This window comes from Pontibacter arcticus (assembly GCF_003284895.1).
GTDB classification, from domain to species: Bacteria; Bacteroidota; Bacteroidia; order Cytophagales; family Hymenobacteraceae; genus Pontibacter; species Pontibacter arcticus.
Genome location: NZ_QMDV01000002.1, coordinates 30,273 through 52,198 on the forward strand (window position 1 = coordinate 30,273; position 21,926 = coordinate 52,198).

Here is a 21,926-nt window from a genome sequence, read left to right on the forward strand (position 1 = left end):
CATTATGTCAAACGAGAAAGACGTACTAGACGATAACATACATTGGTACAAAGATGCCATTATTTACGAGCTGCACATCAAGGCTTTTAAAGATGGCAACGGCGACGGCATCGGCGATTTTAAGGGCCTGATGCAGAAGCTCGATTACCTCGAAGACCTGGGCGTTACGGCCATCTGGCTGCTGCCTTTTTACCCGTCGCCCCTCCGCGACGACGGCTACGATATAGCAGATTATTTCAGCATAAACCCGAGTTACGGCGATATGCAGGACTTTAAACTGTTCGTGAAAGAGGCGCATCGCCGTGGGCTGAAAGTGATCACGGAGCTTGTTATCAACCATACTTCGGACCAGCATCCGTGGTTCCAGCGCGCACGCAAAGCCAAAAAAGGCTCCAAGTACCGCGATTATTATGTGTGGAGCGACGACCCGACCAAGTATAAAGACGTCCGCATCATCTTCACGGATTACGAACCAAGTAACTGGACCTGGGACCCTGTGGCGCAGCAGTATTACTGGCACCGCTTTTTCCATCACCAGCCCGACCTGAACTACGATAACCCGGATATGCAGCGCGAAGTGTTCAAGATGCTGGATTACTGGTTCGATCTGGGCGTGGATGGTTTCAGACTGGATGCTGTGCCCTACCTGTTCGAGCGCGAAAACACAAACTCCGAAAACCTGCCGGAAACGCACGATTTCCTTAAAAAACTGCGCGCCCACGTAGATAGCAAGTATAGCGGGAAACTGCTTTTAGCGGAAGCCAATATGTGGCCCGAGGATTCGGCGTCATACTTCGGGAACGGCGACGAGTGCCACATGAACTACCACTTCCCGATCATGCCGCGCTTGTTTATGTCGGTGAAGATGGAAGACCGTTACCCGATCATCGATATTTTTGACCAGACCCCGGAGATTCCGGAAACCTGCCAGTGGGCCATGTTCCTGCGCAACCACGACGAACTTACCCTGGAAATGGTAACCGACGAAGAGCGCGATTACATGTATAAAGTATACACTAAAGATCCGCTGGCCCGCATTAACTTAGGTATACGCCACCGCCTGGCACCGCTTTTAGGCAACGACCGCCAGAAAATAGAACTGATGAATGTGTTGTTGTTCTCGATGCGCGGCACACCGGTGGTATATTATGGCGATGAGATTGGGATGGGCGATAACTACTATCTCGGCGACCGTGACGGTGTGCGTACCCCAATGCAGTGGAGCGATGAGCGAAATGCAGGTTTCTCGGAAGCCAATCCGCAGAAATTATACTTGCCAATCATTATTGATCCCGAGTATAAGTATGAATCCGTGAACGTGGATGCGCAGCACCATAACCGCAACTCGCTGCTCTGGTGGATGCGCCGCATCATTAATATGCGCAAGCGTTACAAAGCGTTTGGCCGTGGTACCATCAAATTCCTAAACCCAACCAATTCCAAAGTGCTTGCCTTTATACGCGAGTACCAGGACGAAACCATACTTGTTATCGCCAACCTATCGCGCTTCCCGGAAGCCGTAGAACTGGACCTGCAGGAGTATAAAGGCCGGGTGCCGATGGAGGTATTCAGCAAAAACAACTTCCCTGGTATAAAAGAAGATGCTTACCTGTTCACGATTGGCGCACATGGGTACTACTGGCTAGAGTTGAAACAGCAGGAAGTAGGCACAGATGGCGGCCAGGATACGCAGAAAGCAGCCGTACAAATCAGCTCCCTGAAAGCAGAACTGGACAACAAAACTATCAAAGCCCTCGAAACAAAAGTGCTGCCGGCTTATGTCATGAAGCGGCGTTGGTTTGGTGGCAAAGCCCGTAAGATACAGCGGATGCAGATTGTTAGCAACATGCCGTTGCCTGCCGGTAAAACCTATACTTCGCTGCTTTTGATTGAAGTGAGTTACAACGATGGCTTGCCGGAACTTTACCAATTGCCGGTTGCCTTTGCCACCGGCGACCAGGAAGAAAATCTTACGACCCATTGCCCGGCAAGTATAATCGCACGTGTTTCTATCGACGGAAAAGAAGGGATATTGTATGATGCCGTGTACAGCGAAGATTACCGCCAGCTGTTGCTGCAGCTCATGGTGAAAGCCAGGAAACACAAGTATGGCGCAGCCGAACTCGAAGGCTACAGCAACCGCGAAGTAGCCGCTGTGCTTAAGTCAATGGATCAGCCAATTACGTCTAAAATTCTGGGTGCCGAGCAAAGTAATACTTCTATACTTTTCGATAACAAATTCTTCCTGAAAGTATACCGCAAACTCGACAGAGCTATTAACCCGGACATGGAAGTGGTGCAGATGCTGACAGAAGAAGTTGGGTTTGAACATGTTCCGCGCTTTATGGGTGCCATCGAGCAACGGGAGCAAGGCAAGCTACCGATGGTGCTGGTGATGTTACAGGAGCTGGTACCAAACCAAGGAGATGCCTGGACCTACATGGAAGATGCCCTGAAACGGTTCTATGAGCGGATTTTAACAAATAATGATCGCTTGGAGGTTAGTGCGCCGCAAGGTTCGCTGGCCAGGCCGTTGGCTTTTGCTACCATACCCGAGGAACTTCAGATGCAGTTGGGTGGTGCCCATGTAGAGCGGGTTGAACTTTTAGGGCTCCGTACGGCAGAAATGCATTTGGCGCTGGCATCTGCCACAGATCATAAAGATTTTAAGCCGGAAGAATTTTCGTTGCACTACCAGCGCTCGCTGTTCTCGTCCTTAACGTCATTGGTGCGCAGCAATTTCGACAGCCTTAAAAAGCACTTGCCAAACCTGCCGGATCATGTGCGGGCCGAAGCAGAAGAAGTACTGAACATGCGCGAAGAAATTCTGGAGAAATTCAAGATGATCTTCGCCCATAAAATCGATACACTCAAGATCAGAAACCACGGCGACTACCATTTAGGCCAGGTACTTTTCACGGGTAAAGATTTCTATATCATTGATTTTGAAGGTGAACCAGCCCGTTCGTTCAGTGAGCGAAGATTAAAACGCTCCGCACTCCGCGATGTAGCCGGTATGATACGCTCTTTCCATTATGCAGCTTATAACGCTTTGTTCCAGCACAATGGTCTGCGTAAAGAAGATGCCGAGTACCTCGAAACTTGGGCCGAACAGTGGTTCCATTATGCCAGCGGCTTCTTTATGCACAGCTATTTGGGTACCACCTTGCCAAACAGTGACGGTCTTGTGCCGGCAAATGAAGATGATTTTGAAGTGCTGATGCAAACTTTCCTGCTCGAAAAAGCAATTTATGAGTTGGGTTATGAATTAAATAATCGTCCGGATTGGGTGCTTATTCCGATCAGAGGTATTAAATACATTATGAGGAAGTAGACGAATGGCTAAGAAAAAAGAACGCACAACTACCGAACAGACAGAAATGGGCGCAACTTCCGGCCAGGCTTCCAGCGCACAGACGCCGGAAAGTATAAACCCGCTGGAAGTTCAGAAACCGAAGCGTACCCGAACAAAAAAATCAGATGCGCCACTTGCTGAAATGGGCATTATGGATACGGCTGCAGCTCCCGAAACAGTAGTAACCGTTGAGAATGCACAAACAGCTACATCAACAGCAAAAGGCAGGTCGAAGAAGGCGATTGATACTTCTTCGGAAAGTATAAAACCAGCCAAGCCAGGCCGGGCAAAAAAAATAGCATTAGTGCCTGCTGTAGAGAACATACCAACCGGACCGGAACAACCTGTATACTACAACGCAGGTCACATCACCGATTTTGATATCCATCTGTTCCGGGAAGGCCGACATTATACCTTGTATGAAAAGTTAGGCTCCCATGTTATTTCCCACCAGGGCAGGCAGGGTACTTTTTTCGCGGTTTGGGCTCCCAATGCGGCGCAGGTTTCTGTGATCGGTGATTTTAACGGCTGGAACCGCGAAAGCCACCAACTGCAGGCCCGCCCAGACCATTCCGGTATCTGGGAGGGCTTTATTCCGGGTGTAGCGGCTGGTATGCTGTACAAGTATCATATCAAATCCAGTTACCATTTATACCACGTCGAGAAAAGTGATCCGTTCGCTTTTCAACGTGAATTACCGCCGCATACTGCCTCCATTGTTGCTGATATCAACCACAACTGGCAGGACGAAAGCTGGCTGAGCCAGCGCAGCGCACAGCAAGCTGAGCCGCAACCCTATAGCGTGTATGAGCTGCATGTGGGCTCGTGGCGGCGCAAACCGGAAGAAGGAAACCGCTCGCTTACCTACCGCGAACTTGCCCAGGAGCTGCCGGCTTACCTAAAGGAAATGGGCTTCACACACGTCGAGTTCATGCCCATTATGTACCATCCTTTCAACGGGTCGTGGGGGTATCAGATAACTGGTTACTTTGCAGCAGCCAGCAATTTTGGTACACCCGAAGACCTGATGTACCTGATCGATGTGCTGCACCAGCATGGCATTGGCGTACTGCTCGATTGGGTACCGTCGCATTTTCCGTCGGATGAGCATGGACTGGCGTATTTTGATGGCACTCATTTATTTGAGCATGCCGACCCGCGCAAAGGCTACCACCCTGACTGGAACAGTTATATCTTTAACTATGGCCGTAACGAGGTTCGTTCATTTCTGATCAGCAATGCTTTGTTCTGGCTCGATAAGTATCATATTGATGGCCTGCGTGTAGATGCAGTTGCCTCTATGCTATACTTAGACTACAGCCGTAAACACGACGAGTGGGTACCAAACGAGCATGGCGGCCGAGAGAACCTGGAAGCTATTTCTTTCCTGAAAGACTTTAACGAGGCTGTTCATACCCGTTTCCCGGATGTGCGCACCATTGCAGAAGAATCAACAGCCTGGCCGGGTGTTACTGCTAAAGTAGCAGATGGCGGCTTAGGGTTCGATATGAAGTGGATGATGGGCTGGATGCACGATACGCTTCATTATTTCTCAAGAGAGTCGATTTACCGCCGTTATCACCAGGGAGAGATCACGTTCAGTATCATTTACGCGTTTGCTGAGCGCTTCATGTTGCCATTATCGCATGATGAAGTGGTGCATGGCAAAGGCTCGCTCATCAATAAAATGCCCGGCGACGACTGGCAGAAATTTGCGAACCTGCGCACACTTTATACTTACATGTATGCCCACCCAGGTGCCAAGTTGCTCTTTATGGGCAACGAGCTGGCACAAGGCCGCGAATGGAACCACGACAGCAGCCTGGACTGGCATTTACTTGACCAACTGCCGCACGCCGGAATGAAGGAACTGGTAAAAGAGCTGAACCACGTTTATAAAAACGAGCCTAGTTTATACTTCCATGGCTTTGAAGGGCAAGGCTTCGAGTGGATCGATTTTAACGATAGCCACAACAGCATTATCAGCTTTATGCGCAACGGGCAAAACGGAAGCGAAAAAATGCTGGTAGTCTGCAATTTTACGCCTGCCGTTTACGATCACTACCGCATCGGCGTGCCGCTTGCCGGCAACTGGGCCCAGGTATTTAACAGCGATGATGGCAGGTTTGGTGGCAGCAACTATGCCGCAAATGGTACATTGCATACAGTAGCCGAACCAATGCATGGCCGCGACTTCTCTTTAGAGATAAAAATGCCGCCACTCGCGGTTTTATACTTTAAATATTTACCTTAATTCTGATGTCCGTATTTATCACTTTTACGCTTGATAAATACGGACATTTAAATTTAATTACCTAAAACTTACAGTTTTATATTAAAATATCTATATAGGGTAAACAGTACTAAATAAATCAGCGTATAGAGTAAGGCTAAGCTACGCGCAACTATATCTAATTTCCAAAACTGGAATTCCCATACGTAGAAAGGCATTAGAGCCAACTCCGATGTAGTGTTAAAGCGGGCCTGCTTATAAACCTGAGCACATGTCAAAACTTATCATAGTTTCAAACAGATTACCTGTTAAGTTGCAGGAAAAGGATGGGATGCTTACCTACAAAACAAGCGAAGGCGGCCTGGCAACCGGTTTAGGATCTATTTACAAGCAGGGAGATAATCTCTGGATCGGGTGGCCAGGCATGGTGGTGGAAGAGGAAGAAGTGCAGGGAAGGATAGCAGAAGACCTGAAAAAGGAAAATATGCATCCGGTTTTCTTAACCGAAACAGAGATTAAAGAATTTTACGAGGGCTTCAGCAACGAAACGCTGTGGCCTACCTTCCATTATTTCAGCCAGTATGCCATTTACGAGCAGCAATTATGGGAAACTTATGTGGCAGTAAACCAGAAATACTGTGATGAAGTAGCCAAACTGGCCGGCCCTGATGATACCATCTGGGTACACGATTATCAGTTGTTGTTGTTGCCAAGTATGCTGCGCGAGCGGCTACCGAACAGCACCATCGGCTTCTTTCAGCATATTCCGTTTCCGAGTTACGAGATTTTCAGGTTATTGCCTTGGCGCCGTGAAATACTGGAAGGTATGCTGGGTGCCGATCTGATCGGTTTCCATACGTATGATGACATGCGCCACTTCCTGAGTTCGGTGAACCGGATTATAGGCTATGGCAGCACGCATGGCTGGATCAATACAGGTTCGCGCTCACTGCTGATCGACTCTTTCCCGATGGGTATTGATTATGAAAAGTATGCAGAAGTAGCCGCCACCGAAGAAGTGATCAAACGCGAAAAAGTATACCGTGGCAACCTGGTAGCTAAAAAGATCATCCTTTCCATCGACCGCCTCGACTACTCCAAAGGTATACCGCAACGGTTGCACGCGTTCGAGCAATTCCTTGCCAAGTATCCTGAGTTTCATGAGAAAGTAACCCTGGTAATGCTGGTCGTGCCAAGCCGCGATGCTGTCGGAAAGTATAAAGAACTGAAAGAAGAAGTAGACGAACTGGTAGGCCGCATCAACGGGCGCTACAGCCATATCAACTGGAATCCGGTGCAATATTTTTACCGCTCTTACCCGTTGGAGACTTTGTCTGCTTTCTACCGTATGGCCGATGTAGCACTTGTTACACCCATGCGCGACGGTATGAACCTGGTCTGCAAAGAGTACGTTGCCAGCAAGCTGGATCAGAAAGGTGTCCTTATCCTGAGTGAAATGGCCGGTGCTTCCAAGGAGCTTTCCGATGCGCTGCTCATCAACCCAAATGATATAAACCAACTGGTAGATGCGCTGCATGAGGCCTTGGTTATGCCGGAAGAGGAGCAGGAACAGCATATGCACAGTATGCAGGAAACCCTGAAACGCTTCAATATTCATCATTGGGTGTCGATGTTCATGAACAGGCTGTCGTATGTCAAAATCAAGCAGTTATCGCTGGCTACCACGTACCTGGATGATGCTACTTTCTTTGAGATGAGCGATGCCTACGATTCTGCCAGCTCAAGATTACTGTTCCTAGAGTATGATGGTGCTTTGGTGGACTATAAGAACAAGCCGCTGATGGCCCGCCCGGATGAGGATCTCATCACACTGCTGGAAAAACTGAGCAGCGACCCTAAAAACCGTGTAGTAGTGGCCAGCAGCCGCGAAAGAGCCAATTTACAGGACTGGCTGGGCAACCTGAACATCGATATAATTGCAGAACATGGCGTTTGGATAAAGCAGCGCGGCACTGGTTGGCAAACCATCATGAGCATGATGGACGACTGGAAAAACGACATCCGACTGATTGTGGACCTGTATGTAGACCGTACGCCTGGTACTTTTATCGAAGAAAAGGAATACTCGATTGTTTGGCATTACCGCAAAGCCGAAACAGGTTTAGGCGAGATGCGTGCCCGCGAACTGGTGAACCACCTCAACTTCCTGGCATCTAACAGCAACCTGCAGGTGCTGGATGGACAGATGGCCGTAGAAATTAAAGCGCAGGAAATAAACAAAGGCAAGGCGTCCAGTTTCTGGCTGAACAAGTTCCCGCATGAGTTTGTGCTGGCGATAGGAGAGGATTGGGGCGATGAAGATATCTTTAAAGCCATGCCGCGCGAAGCCTATACGGTTAAAGTGGGCAACGCCTTATCCGTAGCTAAATACCATTTGGATAGCTGCAAGGAAACCCGGAGCCTGTTGAACCGATTGGTGCAGGGGCAACAGCAGGACCAGCTGCCTCCCAGTGCAAGCAACTCCATGATGATGGGGTAGAAATTAAAAAGCCGCTCTGAATTTATACTTCGGAGCGGCTTTTTAATGAGCTATACTTTATACTTTAAAACAGTGTATCCCTGTCGTTATCGGCAACTTTTAATTTCTGAGGTTCTTCGCAATTTTCTTCGTTAAATACCTGGTCAATGGCTTTTTCGGCTTTGCGCAGTTTTTCCTTGCACAGTTTTATAAGCTGCGACGAGCGCTGTACTTTCTGGGTCAGTTCATCTACATCTACGGCATCGTTTTCAATGGCACGTAATATTTCTTCCAGTTCGCGGGTTGCTTCGCGGTAGGTCATGTTGTCTGGGTCTTTAGCTGTCATCTCGGTCTATATTTACAACAAGGCTGTGCAGGTTGCCATCTTTTAACTTGGTTTCCACTACGTCGCCGTCTTTTACTTCATTTATACTTTTTATGATCTTGCCATTGATCAGGGTTAAAGTATAACCACGCAGCAATAGCTTTTCCGGATCGTTGGCTTTTATACTTAATTCCAGCAAATTAAGGCTGTGCTGTGATGTCTGCAGCTTTGTTCTCGTACTGTACACCAGCCGGTCGTTATACTTGGTAAAGCTTAGCTGTTTTTGTTTGAGCTTTTCTTTTACCTCGGTTTCCACGCAATGTACCAGCGTATTCAGCTCGTGTTCTTTCATGTGCAGGTAGCGCTGACTTTTTCCTTCCACGCAAACGGCCAGTTCGCTTAACTGCGTCTGGCGCTCGTGCAGCAGGTCTTTGGTGCCGGCTGCGGTGCAGCGCTCCAGGTTGCTGATGACGTGTTTCTGAGCCTCCAGGTATGATTTTGGCTTTACCAGGAACCCACGCGAAAGTTGCTCCAGTTTATCTCTTCCATCCTGCAAAAACGATTTGGTACGATTCGAAATCCGCAGGCTGATGCGCTCCAGCTTATCGTCTGTCAGGCTGAGCTGTTGTGCCGAAAACATCCGGATGCTGTCAAATAAATTCTCTGCCAGTTCTTCTGCCGACCGGAACTGTTCGATCAGAAAATCGGCCACAGCGGTTGGTGTTTTAAGCCGGGTATGCGCTACAATGTCGGCTATACTTTCGTCACGCTCGTGGCCAATACCGGTGAGTACAGGCAACGGCGAGTTAGCAATAGCGGCGGCAATCGAATAATCATCAAAACAACTCAAATCCGTCTGCGAACCGCCACCTCGTATAATTACAACTGCATCAAACCCGGATTTATACTTTGAAATCAGCTGCAACGCATGCCTCACCGAAGCAGGAGCCTCATTGCCCTGCACCGTAGCCGGAAAAAGCGTGGTTTCGAACGCATAGCCGAATGGGTTATGCTGCAACTGATGTATAAAATCCTGGTAACCGGCCGCCGTAGCCGAAGAAACAATAGCCAGACGTTGGGGCACCAGCGGAAACTCGTGCGCTTTGTTACGTGTGAGCAAGCCTTCCGTTTCCAGGCGTTTCAGGGTTTCCTGGCGTTGGCGGGCAAGGTCGCCGATGGTATAATTAGGGTCGATGTTTATAATGTCCAGGCTCATGCCGTACAGCTCATGAAACCGTACATTTGCCTGGAACAGTATCTTGAGCCCGGCCTTTAGCGGCTGACCTGTCTTGTCTTCGAAGAAGCGGCTCAGCATCTGGTAACGCGAGCTCCAGATGGTCGCTTTAGCCTGGGCCAGCACTTGCCGGGCGTTAGCTCCTTTATCAACCAGCGTAACGTAGCAATGGCCGTTGTTCTGCTGCCGGTTTATGGAAGCAATTTCAGCCACTACCCAATAACTATCCGGAAACGCCATTTCCAGCTCTTCTTTAACCTGCTTATGCAGCTCAAAGAGCGAAAGCGGCGCTTCGAAAACAAGTTCGTGTTTTAGTATAACTGAAGCCATGTGCTGAACAGGTGCCGGAAAGCAGAAGTATATCTGCCAAATAAAAAGACCAAGATAAGCGTTTGAAATGGCCTCTCAAAGTGTTGGTGCTCAGCTTTTTTAACATGAAGGTATGACCATACTTCTATATAGGCTGATGTTCAGGATATTCTACTTATAATTTACTTTATAGACCTGCGCTTCGATTTCCTTTATATAGCTGCCAAGTATAAATTTACTTTCAGGCTGATACCTGGAAAACAACAACATAGGAACCGGTGAACCCTCCTTTACATAAGGCGGCTGCTCGTACTTTACCTCCTGATGAAGTATAAAACCCAGCCGTTTATAGAATGTTATGCGACGCCTGCTATCTTCGTTCGTTGGCATTTCAACTTCCAGTATGATTTGCTGATTGGTTTGTGCTGAAAGCCATTTGATGAGCTGCTGCCCGATCTGCCTGCCCCGCAATTCCTCTACCACGGCCAAATGCTCCAGAAAAACGAAGTCATCCAGGTGCCAGAAAATACAGAAACCAGCAAATACATCATCCAGCACTGCCACATAAATGTGCATGGCTTTGTTAGGGAGCAACTCCAGCAGATCCGTAAAGTCCCGCCGCTCATACTTCGGGAAAGCGCTTTCATACAGGTTCTGCAAGGCTGGCAGAAACTTACCGCTCAAATCAGTTACCCGTAGCATTTCCAAATTATACTTGCTTCGCAGCCAGATCCTCTAAAATACCGGTTACACGTTCCTGCCATACTTGTTTTTCAAGTATAAGCGGCGGAGCGGCACGTTCCAGGCAGTCCAGGGCAGGGCAGCGTTCGCAGGTTTCGTTTACCAGCCTTTTAAGTATACCTGGGTCATCCAGAAAACGGATTTTATGGCGCAGGTTTTCATTGATAAGTAAACCGATGCTGATGGTGCCATGCGCAGTTTCGGCGGGCTGGGCCAGTGCCAGCACCAGGTATTCGTTTGTAGAGTTGATATAGGAAGAGCGTTGCAAACCTACCATAGGTGAAGATGCACCCGATTGCAGTTGCATTTCTACATCCGCAAAAAGGGTTAACGAGATCCAGCGGCGGCAATAATGTTCCTGTAAAAAAGAACCGTGCGGGTTATGCAGGCCAGCCAGATGCAGCTCTTTGGTAAGCTGAAAATTATCCTGGCTTGGCGACTTATGAAAACGCAGGAAAAACAACTGGTTAATGTTGAAAAATTTAGGCAGCAGCGAGGTAAGCCGCTGCAGAAAAGTCTCGGGAGAAGTGTTGTGCTTTTCCATAAGCTGCAGCAACAACTGCGGCTGCCAGGTAGGTTGCGCAAAAAGTAAGCTGATATCCTGCACCAGCCTGTCACGGTTCAGGAGCAAGGCACCGGCAAAGTAAGAAGCTTTAAAGTTGTTCAATACTTCCTCAAAAGAGCCTACTTTAACCCACGTGGAAGTATAAGGACGCGGCTGTAACTGCAGAAACTGGAAGCCTATTTCGCGGGCCACGGCAAAGGCACGCTGCTGCTCCGTTAAAACCGGGTTTAGCTGCAGGCAGGGCTGGGGGCCAGGTACGAAAACAGAACGCAGCGGAGCCAGCTCCGGGCAGCTAGCAAAAATAGTATCTGCTACCGTAATGCCAAATTCCTGTTCCAGTACTGCGGTCAGCTGCGCATAGGTTAGGGTCTGATCGGGATCCAGTTGGTATTTCTCCAGAAACTTTTCGGCCTCTACTTCAATATCGTCAAAGTAATTATCGTGCAGCTCCTGGTACGAGCGCAATGCAGAAAAATAGAACTGTTCTACCCGCAGATCAAACGCCCGGGATATTTCGAGCAGCGTGTTTACAAACGCACTTAACTTAGCAGGGGCTGTGGCAAATAGATCCAGCACCCGGCTCATGTCCAGTCCAAAGTGCTCGAGCGGTAACTCAGAAAGTATATTGGATTGCAATAATTCCCCCACAGGCTGCAGGCGCTTATTTAACTTTAACGATACCAGGTAATCATAACTCACGCCTAAAGCATCGGCAATGGTAGCGGCTTTACTTGGCTTGGGGTGCTTTTTCCCTTTCTCAATTTCATTCAGATACGAAATCGAGATGTTGGTCGTTGCTGCCAGATCGGTCAGCGAAATACCTTTATCGGCGCGTAACTGCTTTACTTTCAGGCCAAAAATTAACCTGATTACTTCTTCCTGAAGTCTCATACTTTCTCTAACTATCAATCTATAACCAATTAAATAACATTTAGCGATAAACTAAGCAAAAGCGAATAAAATATTTTTAGCGAATTTTCGCTAAAAATATTTTATTCGCGTATAGTCCTAAAAAAGACACACATAGTTCTATCAGCCATTAACAATTTGCCTTATGATCTTAGAAACTGCTACCGAGACAAACACTAAGTATAAACCAGGATATGAGGACATCCTGACACCAGAAGCCATCAGTTTTCTGGAGATGCTGCACCAGAAGTTTGATGGCCGTCGGCTTGCGCTTTTGCAGGCACGCACAGACCGGCAAAAGCGCATTGATGCAGGCGAACTACCGGATTTTCTGCCGGAAACCGCAGCTATCAGAGCATATGACTGGAAAGTGGGAAGTATACCGGCAGATTTACAAAACCGTCGTGTAGAAATTACCGGACCAGTAGACCGCAAGATGGTAATCAATGCCTTAAACTCAGGGGCAGAAGTTTTTATGGCCGATTTTGAAGACGCAACTTCTCCCACCTGGCAAAACCTGTTAGATGGCCAACGAAACCTGCGCGACGCCATCCGCAGAGACATCGACCTGACCGTGCAAAATGGCAAAACCTACCGTCTGAACGAGAAAACGGCTGTTTTAAAAGTACGGCCACGTGGTTGGCATTTACCGGAAAAACACTTCACCATCAATGGAAAAGCGATCAGTGGCAGCCTGTTTGATTTTGGATTATACTTTTTCCATAATGCGCACGCGCTTTTAGACCGCAATACAGGGCCATACTTTTATTTGCCTAAACTGGAAAGCCACCTCGAAGCCCGCCTCTGGAACGATGTATTTGTAGCAGCCCAGGAAGCTCTGAACATACCAGTCGGTACCATTAAAGTGACCGTTCTGATCGAAACCATCACCGCCGCTTTTGAGATGGAGGAGATTCTGTATGAACTGCGGCCGCATATTGTTGGCCTGAATGCGGGCCGCTGGGATTACATTTTCAGTGCGATCAAGAAGTTTAGGAACCAGCCCGATATCATTTTTCCAGACCGGACAGCCGTTACCATGCAGGCGCCTTTTATGAAAGCTTATACCAGCTTGCTCGTTAAAACCTGCCATAAACGAGGTGCCCATGCCATTGGCGGAATGGCTGCTTTTATTCCGAACCGCCACGACCCGAAAGTGAATGAGCATGCGTTCGGGAAAGTAAAAGCCGATAAGACTTTTGAAGCGGAAAACGGATTCGATGGAACCTGGGTAGCCCACCCGGACCTGGCACGTGTTGCACGCGAGGCCTTTGATAAAGTACTCGGAGAGAAGCCGCACCAGAAAGAAGTGCTGCGCGATGAGGTACAAGTAAATGCCAAAGACCTGCTCAACTTTAGTATACCAGGCGCTGAAATTACCGAAGCCGGCCTACGGCTGAATATTAATGTGGGCATCATGTACCTGGGCAACTGGCTTTGCGGAACAGGCGCTGCCGCGATCCATAATCTGATGGAAGATGCCGCTACCGCCGAAATATCACGGGCACAGGTATGGCAGTGGCTTCACCATCCGCACACCAAAACCAGCGATGGAAAAGAGATAACCGAAGAACGGGTATTGCAGCTGATAAGCGAGGAAACCGAGAACATTAAAGAGGAAATCGGGCTGGCAAAATTTGTGAACTGCCATTTTGAGCGCGCTTCCCAACTCTTTTCTGAACTGGTGCTTTCCGGGTGCTTTGTCGAGTTCCTGACGCTGCCTGCCTATAAGTACCTGGATTAACAATGCACATCGCAAAGTATAAATAGTAACCTCTCATCTCCAAAACCATGACAAAGCAAGAAAGAATACAGAAGATCGAAACAGACTGGATCGAAAACCCACGCTGGAAAGGTATTGTAAGACCCTACACCGCCGAAGAAGTGGTAAAGCTGCAGGGTTCTGTTAAAATTGAATATACGCTGGCCCGGAACGGAGCCGAAAAATTATGGAAACTCCTGCATTCAGAACCGTATGTAGCCGGCTTGGGCGCGCTCACCGGAAATCAGGCGGTGCAGGAGGTGCAGGCCGGCCTGAATGCCATTTACCTGAGTGGCTGGCAGGTAGCGGCAGATGCGAACGGCTCCGGGCACATGTATCCCGACCAGAGTTTATACCCTGCCGATAGCGTACCGAACGTAGTCAAAAAAATAAACAATGCTTTGCTGCGCGCCGACCAGATCCAGACTGTAACCGGCGAAGGCGAGATAGACTGGCTGGTACCGATCGTGGCAGATGCAGAAGCGGGTTTTGGGGGCAACCTGAACGCGTTCGAGTTAATGAAAATGATGATAGAAGCCGGTGCGGCAGGGGTGCATTACGAAGACCAGTTATCGTCTGCTAAAAAGTGCGGCCACCTGGGCGGTAAAGTGCTGGTTCCCACCCAGGAAGCAATTAATAAACTGGTGGCAGCGCGCCTTGCCGCCGATGTGATGGGCGTACCGACGTTACTTGTTGCCCGTACTGATGCGGACGCTGCTAATTTGTTAACCTCAGACATCGATCCGCGCGACCATGCATTTATTTTAGATGAACAACGCACCAGCGAGGGCTTTTTTAAAGTTCGTTGCGGTTTGGAACAAGGCATTGCACGTGGTTTGGCCTACGCGCCGTATGCCGATTTGGTCTGGATGGAAACATCAAAGCCCGACCTGGAGCAGGCCCGTAAATTTGCAGAAGCCATACTGGCCGAATACCCGGATAAATTGCTGGCCTATAACTGTTCACCGTCTTTTAACTGGGCAGCCAAACTCAGCGTGCAGGAAATGGAAACGTTCCGGGAGGAGTTGGCGGCGATGGGTTATAAATTCCAGTTTATTACGCTGGCCGGTTTCCATGCGCTTAATAGCAGTATGTTTGAGTTGGCCAAAGCTTACAAGCACCGTGGTATGGCCGGTTTCTCGGAGTTGCAGGAACGTGAATTTGAATTGGCTAAAGATGGTTTTAAAGCGATCAGGCACCAGTCTTTTGTAGGCACCGGTTATTTTGATGCCGTTCAGAATACGGTTACCGCCGGTGCTGCTTCTACGGCTGCGCTAGCAGGCTCCACAGAAGAAGAACAGTTTCATTGAAAGTATAAACCTGACCACAGAAAAGCGCCTGACATACAGAATCAGGCGCTTTTTTAGTTTATAGCTGAATGTATACTTTTCAGCTTATTCCAAAGTATAAATTAATGTACAACCCGCAGTACGGGCTCCTACAGCGGCGTTCTGGTATTGGGGTCCACATCAAAATAACCCGCCATGCTGGGGGCGTAACCTAAGTTAATTTTAACGTATTTGTTGCGCTCGGGCAGCATTGCGCTCAATTTGGATTTGAGTTTTTGATAGTCTTGTAGCAGTTTTTCTAGTTGCTGCTCATTTTCCTGTCGTGCTTGCTGGTGGTCTGTGCCAAGTGTAGTTCAGTTATCAGGTTAAGGGTTGTTTTCTTCGTGGTACAGCGGGAGCAGTTCAACTTCCAGCAGGCGTATCTCACGTTCGGCGGCCAGGTATTATTTTACTTTATTATCCAGCGGCAGCAGCGATCCGGTTAAGTATGAGACGAGGTTTTCCATAGTTATTTGTAGCAGTTCAGACAGTATTTACGCAGATTTATGGCTACCGCTGCATTAAAAATCCTGTTCCTTTCTTATCGATCCATCATAAAATCAAGTATAACCTGGCAGCCGGATTACCAACGTATAGCAATAGAGTTTATGCGTTGGCGTTAAGGTAAATTCGTATCTTTGGCAGGCTGCTTTACAGGCGGCTTTATAAACAGGACAACTACTATGAAAATAATAGAATGCCCGCGCGACGCGATGCAGGGCCTGAAAGATTTTATTCCGACACAAACCAAAATAAATTACCTGAACCAGTTGCTCAAAGTTGGGTTTGATACCCTTGATTTCGGCAGTTTTGTTTCTCCTAAAGCTATTCCGCAGTTAAGCGATACCACCGAGGTTTTAGCAGGACTGGAGCTTGCGCATACGCGCACCAAACTGCTGGCTATTATTGCCAATGTACGCGGTGCCGAACAGGCCGCGCAACACCCAGAGATTGCTTACCTGGGTTTTCCGTTGTCGGTTTCCGAAACGTTTCAGCAGCGCAACACCAACAAAAGTATAGCCGAGGCGATGCAGGAACTGGCGCAGATTCAGGAGATCTGCCAGAAAAGCAACAAAACGCTGGTTACGTATATTTCGATGGGTTTCGGTAATCCGTATAACAACCCCTGGAATGCGGAAACCGTGATCCGTTTTGTAGAACAGCTGGATAAACTGGGCATTAAAATTATTTCGCTTTCCGATACGATCGGGGTATCCAACGAGGAGAACATTTCATACTTGTATAAGAACCTGATACCGGCTTTCGGAAGTATAGAATTTGGCGCGCACCTGCATACCACGCCTACCACCTGGCTCGAAAAAGTAGCAGCTGCTTACGAGGCTGGTTGCCGCCGGTTTGATGGCGCGTTACGTGGTTTTGGCGGTTGCCCGATGGCCAAAGACGAACTGGTAGGCAACATGCCAACCGAAAACATGGTCGGTTATTTTGAGGCCGCCGGCATTGAGTTGAACCTGGATAAAGCTGCTTTTGAGGCAGCACTGGCGCAATCCGGCGCTGTATTTAGTTAAGTTATGGCAAGTAAAACAGTAGTTGATATTTTTATACCGTGCTTCGTTGACCAGGTTTTTCCGGAAACAGGCATGAACATGGTAAAAGTGCTGGAAAGCGTAGGCTGCGAGGTACACTATAACCCCAACCAGACCTGCTGCGGACAGCCCGCTTTTAACGCCGGTTTTTTTGATGCTGCACGCGATGTGGCTGTTAAGTTTCTGGATGACTTCTCAAACGAAAACTCCCACTATATTGTAGCCCCTTCGGCTTCGTGTGTGGGCATGGTGCGCAACTCGTACCAGGATATTTTCGTGAAATCATCGAACCTGGTAAAGTACCGCGCCATGCAGAAAAAGGTGTTTGAATTTACCGAGTTCCTGACCGATGTATTGGGCATCACCAGCATACCCGGTGCTACGTTGCCGGGCACCTTTACGTACCACGATGCATGCAGCGCCCTGCGGGAGTGTGGCATAAAAGCGGGCCCGCGCGAGTTACTACGCAACGTGCATGGCCTGGACATGGTGGAGATGGAAGAAAGCGAAACCTGCTGTGGTTTTGGCGGTACGTTTGCCGTTAAGTTCGAAGCTATTTCGTCGGCGATGGCCGAGCAGAAAGTAGATAACGCACTGGCTACCGGTGCCGATTATATTATTTCTACAGACAGCAGCTGCCTGATGCACCTCGAAACCTATATCCGTAAGCAACAGAAACCCATCCGGACCATGCACATAGCGGATGTGCTGGCAAGTGGCTGGTAATTAACCTGTAAAGGAGAAGTATAACCCAAGGCCCGTCTTCCAAAGCCGGGCCTTGTTGTATTTAGCTGGTTACGCAAACACAGGGATTTATACTTATTAAATTCTTGGGAACATACGTAATCTGCCTTCAGCGCAATTTCTTCCAAAATCATAATCCGGCAAGGTACGTATAGTCGATTTACTGTATTTAAGGTTTAAACAGAAATCAGCTATACTTTATGCCAGATGCTCAAGGGCAGTTACGTTTGCACAAACCGCTCAAAAGTTCTCTGAAAGAATATGCCCGGGGTATTGCGGGCGGTTTGCTGTTCAGTTTTCCGTTACTGTTTACCATGGAAGTGTGGTGGGCAGGTTTTTCTGTTACACCCGGCCAGCTCATGCTGCTGCTGCTGGCTACTTACGTGTTGTTGCTGGGATATAACCGTTTTGCCGGCATGCGCCCGGGCAGTTCGTGGCGCAGCGTTTTCATCGATTCGGTGGAGGAGATGGGGCTGGGCCTTGTACTCGCCTTTCTTGTTTTGCTGATGCTAAACCGCATACAGCTGCATGGCATGGAGCTGCTGGAGATCATGGGCAAAACGGTGATTGAAGGAATGGCTGTTGCTATTGGTGTTTCGGTTGGCACGGCGCAGCTGGGCGCCCAGAGCGATGAGGACGAGCAAGAGGCCGATGAGCTGCAAATAGAGCAGTGGTCTGGTAAACTTAAAATGGCTGTATTAGCCTTGTGCGGTGCTTTTATTATTGGCAGCAATGTAGCCCCTACCGAAGAAGTACTGATTATAGCCTATAGTACCACACCCCTGCAGTTATTGGTTATGGTACTCGTTTCGCTGCTGCTAACGATCGTTATCGTATATTTCAGTGATTTTACTGGCACTAACAGCAAAAGATCCAGGCATTTTATGTACGAACTGACTTTTGATACCTGCCTGAGCTACCTGGTGGCATTGGGCGGCTCCGGATTTATACTTTGGTTTTTCGGCCGTTTTGATGGCGAAAGCTTTTGGGGTATATTTTCGCAGTGTATTGTGCTGGGCCTGCTTGCCTCGCTGGGAGCTTCGGCGGCACGTCTTTTAATTAAATAAGGTCTGATGTCAGAAGACAAGGAAAAGAAACTACGGACAATACTCGAGGAAGAAGAAGCTAAAAATCCGCTTGAGTGGGCGGTTTTTGCGCTGGGCCTTGTGCTGGTACTGGCTATTTTAGGTTACCTGGGTTTCAAGACCTATACCTATCGTCCTTCGCCTCCGGATTTGCAGCTTGCGTATGCGCCAGAGCCGACCATGAACGAGCCTAACCGGTTTCGGGTAGTTATCTCAAACAAAGGAAATACAACGGCAGAAGAAGTAAAGGTACAGGTGGTGCTGCAGAAAGCAGGGCAGGAACTTGAAAAAGTAGAGCTACAGCTTCCGTTTGTACCGCGCGGTGCCAGGCGTACAGGCTGGGTTATTTTTACGGAAAGCCCTGCCAGTGCCGATACCGTCAGTGCTAATGTAATAAGTTACAGAACCCCTTAACATGTGTTAACTTGAATAGATAAGAAATGGCTAGAAAACAAGTTTCCAAAAGATACGAAAGACACAAAGATTCGCCTGTACCAAAAGGGCGTTTGCTTGCCATCGGCGGCTCCGAAGACAAAGGCAACAGCGAGTTATCTGATGAACAAAAACAGAATTCAGGTTTTATAAAGGAAGAAATCCTGAAGAGGTTTGTGGATGAATTGAAAGGCGACAACCCTACCGTATTGGTAGTTCCTACTGCTTCCGGCGAACCCGAAGAATCAGCCAAAGATTATATTAAAGTTTTCTCAGATCTCGGTGTAAAGAAAATAGAAATCCTGGACATCCGAACGCGGCAGGATGCCCTGAATCCGGAAGGCTGCGAAATGGTGGAGCGAGCATCGGGTATTATGTTCACTGGCGGCGATCAGTTGCGGCTGACTTCTATTTTAGGGGGTACTGCCGTGCTGCAATTAATGAAAGAGCGCTATACGTATGATAATATTATTATAGCCGGCACCAGCGCAGGAGCTGCCGCTATGTCTACGCCTATGATTTATGAAGGCGATACAGAAGGCGGTTACATAAAAGGAGATGTACGTATTACCACGGGCCTCGAGTTTATGCGCGACGTGGCGATTGATACGCACTTTATAGCCCGTGGCCGCATCGTGCGTATGTCGCAGGCAATTGCGACGAACCCGGGTTGCATTGGCATTGGCCTGGAAGAAGATACTGCTATTTTAGTAACCGAAGGCAAAGAAATGGAAGTGATCGGGAGTGGCTTGATTACCGTTGTAGACGGCTCCAACATCAGCCATACCAACATTTACGAAATAAAAACCGGCGAAACATTCACCGTCCGGGATCTGAAAGTACACCTGCTTTCAAACGGGCAGCGCTATACGTTACCTATCTACGACCAACTGCATATTTAAAAATAAACATAACGATAAAATATAACACCCAGCCTTCGGGTTGCTGTGAAGCAGCCGGAAGGCTGGGTGTTATACTTTAAGCAAAAATCAGGACGTTACTTCCGGGTTTTCCAGGGTAGCATTATTTCTGGCAGCAAGCCATTGCACGGCAATGATGGTTTTGGCATCAAATTGTTTTTGTTTCTGAAGCTCTTCAAAAGTAAATGCCTTTACCTTGATGTGTTCGTGGTGTTCTTCCAGGCCGCCTCCTTCTTCCTGTTTCTGGCTTACTTCTGCATAATATAAGTATACTTTCTCGGTGCAGGCACCCGGCGATGTATAAAAATCCCAGATGTGTTCGAGCTTATCTACAGCGTAACCGATTTCCTCTTTTATCTCTTTTCGTATCGTTTTTTCAGGGTCATCTTTCTCCACTACACCGGCTACTATTTCGAGCATTTCCATTTGGGCGCTGTAGCGGTATTGCTGCACGAAGAGGTACAGGTCTCTGCTGGTGTCGTACACGATAGCGGCGGCGGCACTGCCGCTATCAAACTGCTCACGCTCAAACTCTTCGCCGTTTTCTTCCACAATCAGTTTCCTGAAAGTATAAAATCCGTTGTATATTGTTTCTTTCCGTTTTATCTTCATAACACAAGAAGTTAAAGTTTAGCTACATACGCAGGCAAACTAAGTACGGTCAGATTATTTTCCTTAGCCGGAACAGGATGCCTGCCATATCGATAAGTAAGAGCAGCATGAACAGATTAGCAGGTATAGCAAAGCTACAGGGTATTTACTGGGCCGTAACAGGCATTTGGCCTTTGCTGCACATGTACAGCTTTTTGTGGGTTACAGGTCCTAAAACAGACCTCTGGCTCGTCCGGACGGTGGCCTTGCTGCTGACCGTGATCGGGTTGGTGTTACTGTGTGCAGGTATCCGCAGAAATGTAACCACAGAGATTAAATGGCTTGGAATAGGAGGGGCGGCAAGTATGGCTTTCATTGATTTTTATTACGCTTTGCAGAACGTGATCCGGGATGTATACATGCTGGATGGCGTGGCCGAACTGCTTCTTATTTTGCTCTGGTTCCGGGCAGGCCGAAACGTAACTAACACAAACGCTGCCCATGCCACGCACTAAGAAAGCAATACCCGAATCAACTATCTGGGACGACCTGGAAACGCAGGCTACCAAAAAGGCAGCTGCCCCGGATAAGCCCAAACCTGTTCGTAAAGCCCCGGTAAAGCGCAAGCCCCGCACAGCCAAAACGCAGAAATCACCTGTACGCTTCTGGGTTGGTGTAGGCGTGCTGGCCTCTATTGCGCTGTTGTTTATTTACGTGGAGTTTTTCGTGGAGAAACCTGTTCCGGTATGGCCCGTCGGGCACGAAATTTACGGCGTGGATGTATCGCATTACCAAAAGGATGTAAACTGGCAGCACGTACGCGAGAGCCAGATTACCTTTGCCTTCATCAAAGCCACCGAGGGCAAAAGTCTGAAAGATAAAAAGTTTGACCGCAACTGGAGTGAAGCCGGGAAAGCAGGGTTGATGCGGGGTGCATACCATTTCTACAGGCCACGCAGCAGCCCCGAAAAACAAGCCAACCACTTTGTAGCAAACGTAACGTTACAACCCGGCGATCTGCCGCCGGTTTTGGATGTGGAGCGCCGCGGCTTAAAGCCTATCAAAGCGTTCAGGCAGGATATTAAAGTATGGCTGAACCTGGTTGAGCGAAGTTATGGAACTAAACCGATTATCTATACCGGTTATAAATTTTACAAAGATTACCTCGAAGGTCATTTTGATGAGTACCCGCTCTGGATCGCGCACTACAAAGTACCGAAACTGGCTATGGAACCCACCGAAAAAGCAAAACTACACTTCTGGCAGCATACCGACGGCGGAAGCGTGAAAGGCATTGAAGGCAACGTAGACTGTAATGTGTTTTACGGAAGCATGCGGCAGCTACGGGAAGTATGTTTGAAGTAGGA

17 protein-coding genes are annotated in these 21,926 nt (G+C 48.3%); 12 read left to right on the plus strand and 5 right to left on the minus strand.

The window, feature by feature from the left end; all coding sequences use genetic code 11:
• Nucleotides 1-4 precede the first annotated feature (4 nt).
• The 3 genes from treS to DP923_RS05450 all read left to right on the plus strand — a co-directional run bounded on the left by treS (nucleotide 5) and on the right by DP923_RS05450 (nucleotide 8,088).
• On the plus strand, nucleotides 5-3,334 hold the full coding sequence (treS, locus tag DP923_RS05440; RefSeq protein WP_112304852.1) for a maltose alpha-D-glucosyltransferase: 3,330 nt from the start codon (nucleotides 5-7) through the stop codon (nucleotides 3,332-3,334).
• A 4-nt stretch (nucleotides 3,335-3,338) separates the two neighbouring features.
• Nucleotides 3,339-5,609, plus strand: coding sequence for a 1,4-alpha-glucan branching protein GlgB (gene glgB, locus DP923_RS05445; RefSeq protein WP_112304853.1), 2,271 nt, complete (start codon nucleotides 3,339-3,341; stop codon nucleotides 5,607-5,609).
• Nucleotides 5,610-5,859: 250 nt separating this feature from the next.
• Nucleotides 5,860-8,088 (plus strand): bifunctional alpha,alpha-trehalose-phosphate synthase (UDP-forming)/trehalose-phosphatase, encoded by a 2,229-nt coding sequence (locus tag DP923_RS05450; RefSeq protein WP_112304854.1) that lies wholly within the window; start codon nucleotides 5,860-5,862, stop codon nucleotides 8,086-8,088.
• 64 nt (nucleotides 8,089-8,152) lie between these two features.
• Here DP923_RS05450 and xseB read toward each other — a convergent pair whose 3' ends face one another.
• The 4 genes from xseB to DP923_RS05470 all read right to left on the minus strand — a co-directional run bounded on the left by xseB (nucleotide 8,153) and on the right by DP923_RS05470 (nucleotide 12,132).
• The gene (gene xseB, locus DP923_RS05455; RefSeq protein WP_112304855.1) at nucleotides 8,153-8,413 is read right to left on the minus strand and encodes an exodeoxyribonuclease VII small subunit; all 261 of its coding nucleotides are present in this window, start codon (nucleotides 8,411-8,413) and stop codon (nucleotides 8,153-8,155) included.
• Nucleotides 8,403-9,956 carry an exodeoxyribonuclease VII large subunit gene (xseA, locus tag DP923_RS05460; protein ID WP_112304856.1) on the minus strand — a complete coding sequence of 518 codons (1,554 nt, stop codon included), beginning with the start codon at nucleotides 9,954-9,956 and terminating at the stop codon, nucleotides 8,403-8,405. The genes xseB and xseA overlap by 11 nt, the downstream gene beginning before the upstream one ends.
• Before the next feature lie 150 nt (nucleotides 9,957-10,106).
• The gene (locus tag DP923_RS05465; protein ID WP_112304857.1) at nucleotides 10,107-10,637 is read right to left on the minus strand and encodes a GNAT family N-acetyltransferase; all 531 of its coding nucleotides are present in this window, start codon (nucleotides 10,635-10,637) and stop codon (nucleotides 10,107-10,109) included.
• Between the two features lie 7 nt (nucleotides 10,638-10,644).
• Entirely contained in the window at nucleotides 10,645-12,132 is a 1,488-nt protein-coding gene (locus tag DP923_RS05470; RefSeq protein WP_112304858.1) for a helix-turn-helix domain-containing protein, read from the minus strand.
• 163 nt (nucleotides 12,133-12,295) lie between these two features.
• Between DP923_RS05470 and aceB the strand changes: the two genes are divergently transcribed.
• From aceB to DP923_RS05510, 7 genes are all read left to right on the plus strand, one after another.
• Complete coding sequence (gene aceB, locus DP923_RS05475) at nucleotides 12,296-13,894, plus strand: malate synthase A (protein WP_112304859.1); 1,599 nt, start codon at nucleotides 12,296-12,298, stop codon at nucleotides 13,892-13,894.
• Nucleotides 13,895-13,941: 47 nt separating this feature from the next.
• Nucleotides 13,942-15,222: an isocitrate lyase gene (aceA, locus tag DP923_RS05480; protein WP_112304860.1), complete on the plus strand. Its 1,281-nt coding sequence runs from the start codon at nucleotides 13,942-13,944 to the stop codon at nucleotides 15,220-15,222.
• A gap of 701 nt (nucleotides 15,223-15,923) precedes the next feature.
• The gene (locus DP923_RS05490; protein ID WP_112304861.1) at nucleotides 15,924-16,769 is read left to right on the plus strand and encodes a hydroxymethylglutaryl-CoA lyase; all 846 of its coding nucleotides are present in this window, start codon (nucleotides 15,924-15,926) and stop codon (nucleotides 16,767-16,769) included.
• A 3-nt stretch (nucleotides 16,770-16,772) separates the two neighbouring features.
• Nucleotides 16,773-17,513, plus strand: coding sequence for a (Fe-S)-binding protein (locus DP923_RS05495; RefSeq protein WP_112304862.1), 741 nt, complete (start codon nucleotides 16,773-16,775; stop codon nucleotides 17,511-17,513).
• A 218-nt stretch (nucleotides 17,514-17,731) separates the two neighbouring features.
• The gene (locus DP923_RS05500) at nucleotides 17,732-18,598 is read left to right on the plus strand and encodes a TIGR02587 family membrane protein (protein WP_112304863.1); all 867 of its coding nucleotides are present in this window, start codon (nucleotides 17,732-17,734) and stop codon (nucleotides 18,596-18,598) included.
• A gap of 6 nt (nucleotides 18,599-18,604) precedes the next feature.
• The gene (locus DP923_RS05505; protein WP_112304864.1) at nucleotides 18,605-19,030 is read left to right on the plus strand and encodes a hypothetical protein; all 426 of its coding nucleotides are present in this window, start codon (nucleotides 18,605-18,607) and stop codon (nucleotides 19,028-19,030) included.
• Nucleotides 19,031-19,056: 26 nt separating this feature from the next.
• Complete coding sequence (locus tag DP923_RS05510) at nucleotides 19,057-19,950, plus strand: cyanophycinase (RefSeq protein ID WP_112304865.1); 894 nt, start codon at nucleotides 19,057-19,059, stop codon at nucleotides 19,948-19,950.
• 87 nt (nucleotides 19,951-20,037) lie between these two features.
• Here DP923_RS05510 and DP923_RS05515 read toward each other — a convergent pair whose 3' ends face one another.
• A complete protein-coding gene (locus DP923_RS05515) occupies nucleotides 20,038-20,580 on the minus strand; it encodes an NUDIX domain-containing protein (protein ID WP_112304866.1) in 543 nt (180 codons plus the stop codon).
• Nucleotides 20,581-20,687: 107 nt separating this feature from the next.
• On the opposite strand from DP923_RS05515, the gene DP923_RS05520 reads away from it, so the two are divergent.
• Nucleotides 20,688-21,074, plus strand: coding sequence for a hypothetical protein (locus tag DP923_RS05520; RefSeq protein WP_112305584.1), 387 nt, complete (start codon nucleotides 20,688-20,690; stop codon nucleotides 21,072-21,074).
• On the plus strand, nucleotides 21,061-21,924 hold the full coding sequence (locus DP923_RS05525) for a glycoside hydrolase family 25 protein (RefSeq protein WP_112304867.1): 864 nt from the start codon (nucleotides 21,061-21,063) through the stop codon (nucleotides 21,922-21,924). Before DP923_RS05520 ends, DP923_RS05525 begins: the two co-directional genes overlap by 14 nt.
• The last annotated feature ends 2 nt before the right edge of the window (nucleotides 21,925-21,926 follow it).

What these genes read in the sequence shown, in the direction of transcription:
- treS (WP_112304852.1), top strand. Translation starts at nt 5, where the DNA reads ATGTCAAACGAGAAAGACGTACTAGACGATAACATACATTGGTACAAA.
- glgB (WP_112304853.1), top strand. Translation starts at nt 3,339, where the DNA reads ATGGCTAAGAAAAAAGAACGCACAACTACCGAACAGACAGAAATGGGC.
- DP923_RS05450 (WP_112304854.1), top strand. Translation starts at nt 5,860, where the DNA reads ATGTCAAAACTTATCATAGTTTCAAACAGATTACCTGTTAAGTTGCAG.
- xseB (WP_112304855.1), bottom strand. Translation starts at nt 8,413, where the DNA reads ATGACAGCTAAAGACCCAGACAACATGACCTACCGCGAAGCAACCCGC.
- xseA (WP_112304856.1), bottom strand. Translation starts at nt 9,956, where the DNA reads ATGGCTTCAGTTATACTAAAACACGAACTTGTTTTCGAAGCGCCGCTT.
- DP923_RS05465 (WP_112304857.1), bottom strand. Translation starts at nt 10,637, where the DNA reads ATGCTACGGGTAACTGATTTGAGCGGTAAGTTTCTGCCAGCCTTGCAG.
- DP923_RS05470 (WP_112304858.1), bottom strand. Translation starts at nt 12,132, where the DNA reads ATGAGACTTCAGGAAGAAGTAATCAGGTTAATTTTTGGCCTGAAAGTA.
- aceB (WP_112304859.1), top strand. Translation starts at nt 12,296, where the DNA reads ATGATCTTAGAAACTGCTACCGAGACAAACACTAAGTATAAACCAGGA.
- aceA (WP_112304860.1), top strand. Translation starts at nt 13,942, where the DNA reads ATGACAAAGCAAGAAAGAATACAGAAGATCGAAACAGACTGGATCGAA.
- DP923_RS05490 (WP_112304861.1), top strand. Translation starts at nt 15,924, where the DNA reads ATGAAAATAATAGAATGCCCGCGCGACGCGATGCAGGGCCTGAAAGAT.
- DP923_RS05495 (WP_112304862.1), top strand. Translation starts at nt 16,773, where the DNA reads ATGGCAAGTAAAACAGTAGTTGATATTTTTATACCGTGCTTCGTTGAC.
- DP923_RS05500 (WP_112304863.1), top strand. Translation starts at nt 17,732, where the DNA reads ATGCCAGATGCTCAAGGGCAGTTACGTTTGCACAAACCGCTCAAAAGT.
- DP923_RS05505 (WP_112304864.1), top strand. Translation starts at nt 18,605, where the DNA reads ATGTCAGAAGACAAGGAAAAGAAACTACGGACAATACTCGAGGAAGAA.
- DP923_RS05510 (WP_112304865.1), top strand. Translation starts at nt 19,057, where the DNA reads ATGGCTAGAAAACAAGTTTCCAAAAGATACGAAAGACACAAAGATTCG.
- DP923_RS05515 (WP_112304866.1), bottom strand. Translation starts at nt 20,580, where the DNA reads ATGAAGATAAAACGGAAAGAAACAATATACAACGGATTTTATACTTTC.
- DP923_RS05520 (WP_112305584.1), top strand. Translation starts at nt 20,688, where the DNA reads ATGAACAGATTAGCAGGTATAGCAAAGCTACAGGGTATTTACTGGGCC.
- DP923_RS05525 (WP_112304867.1), top strand. Translation starts at nt 21,061, where the DNA reads ATGCCACGCACTAAGAAAGCAATACCCGAATCAACTATCTGGGACGAC.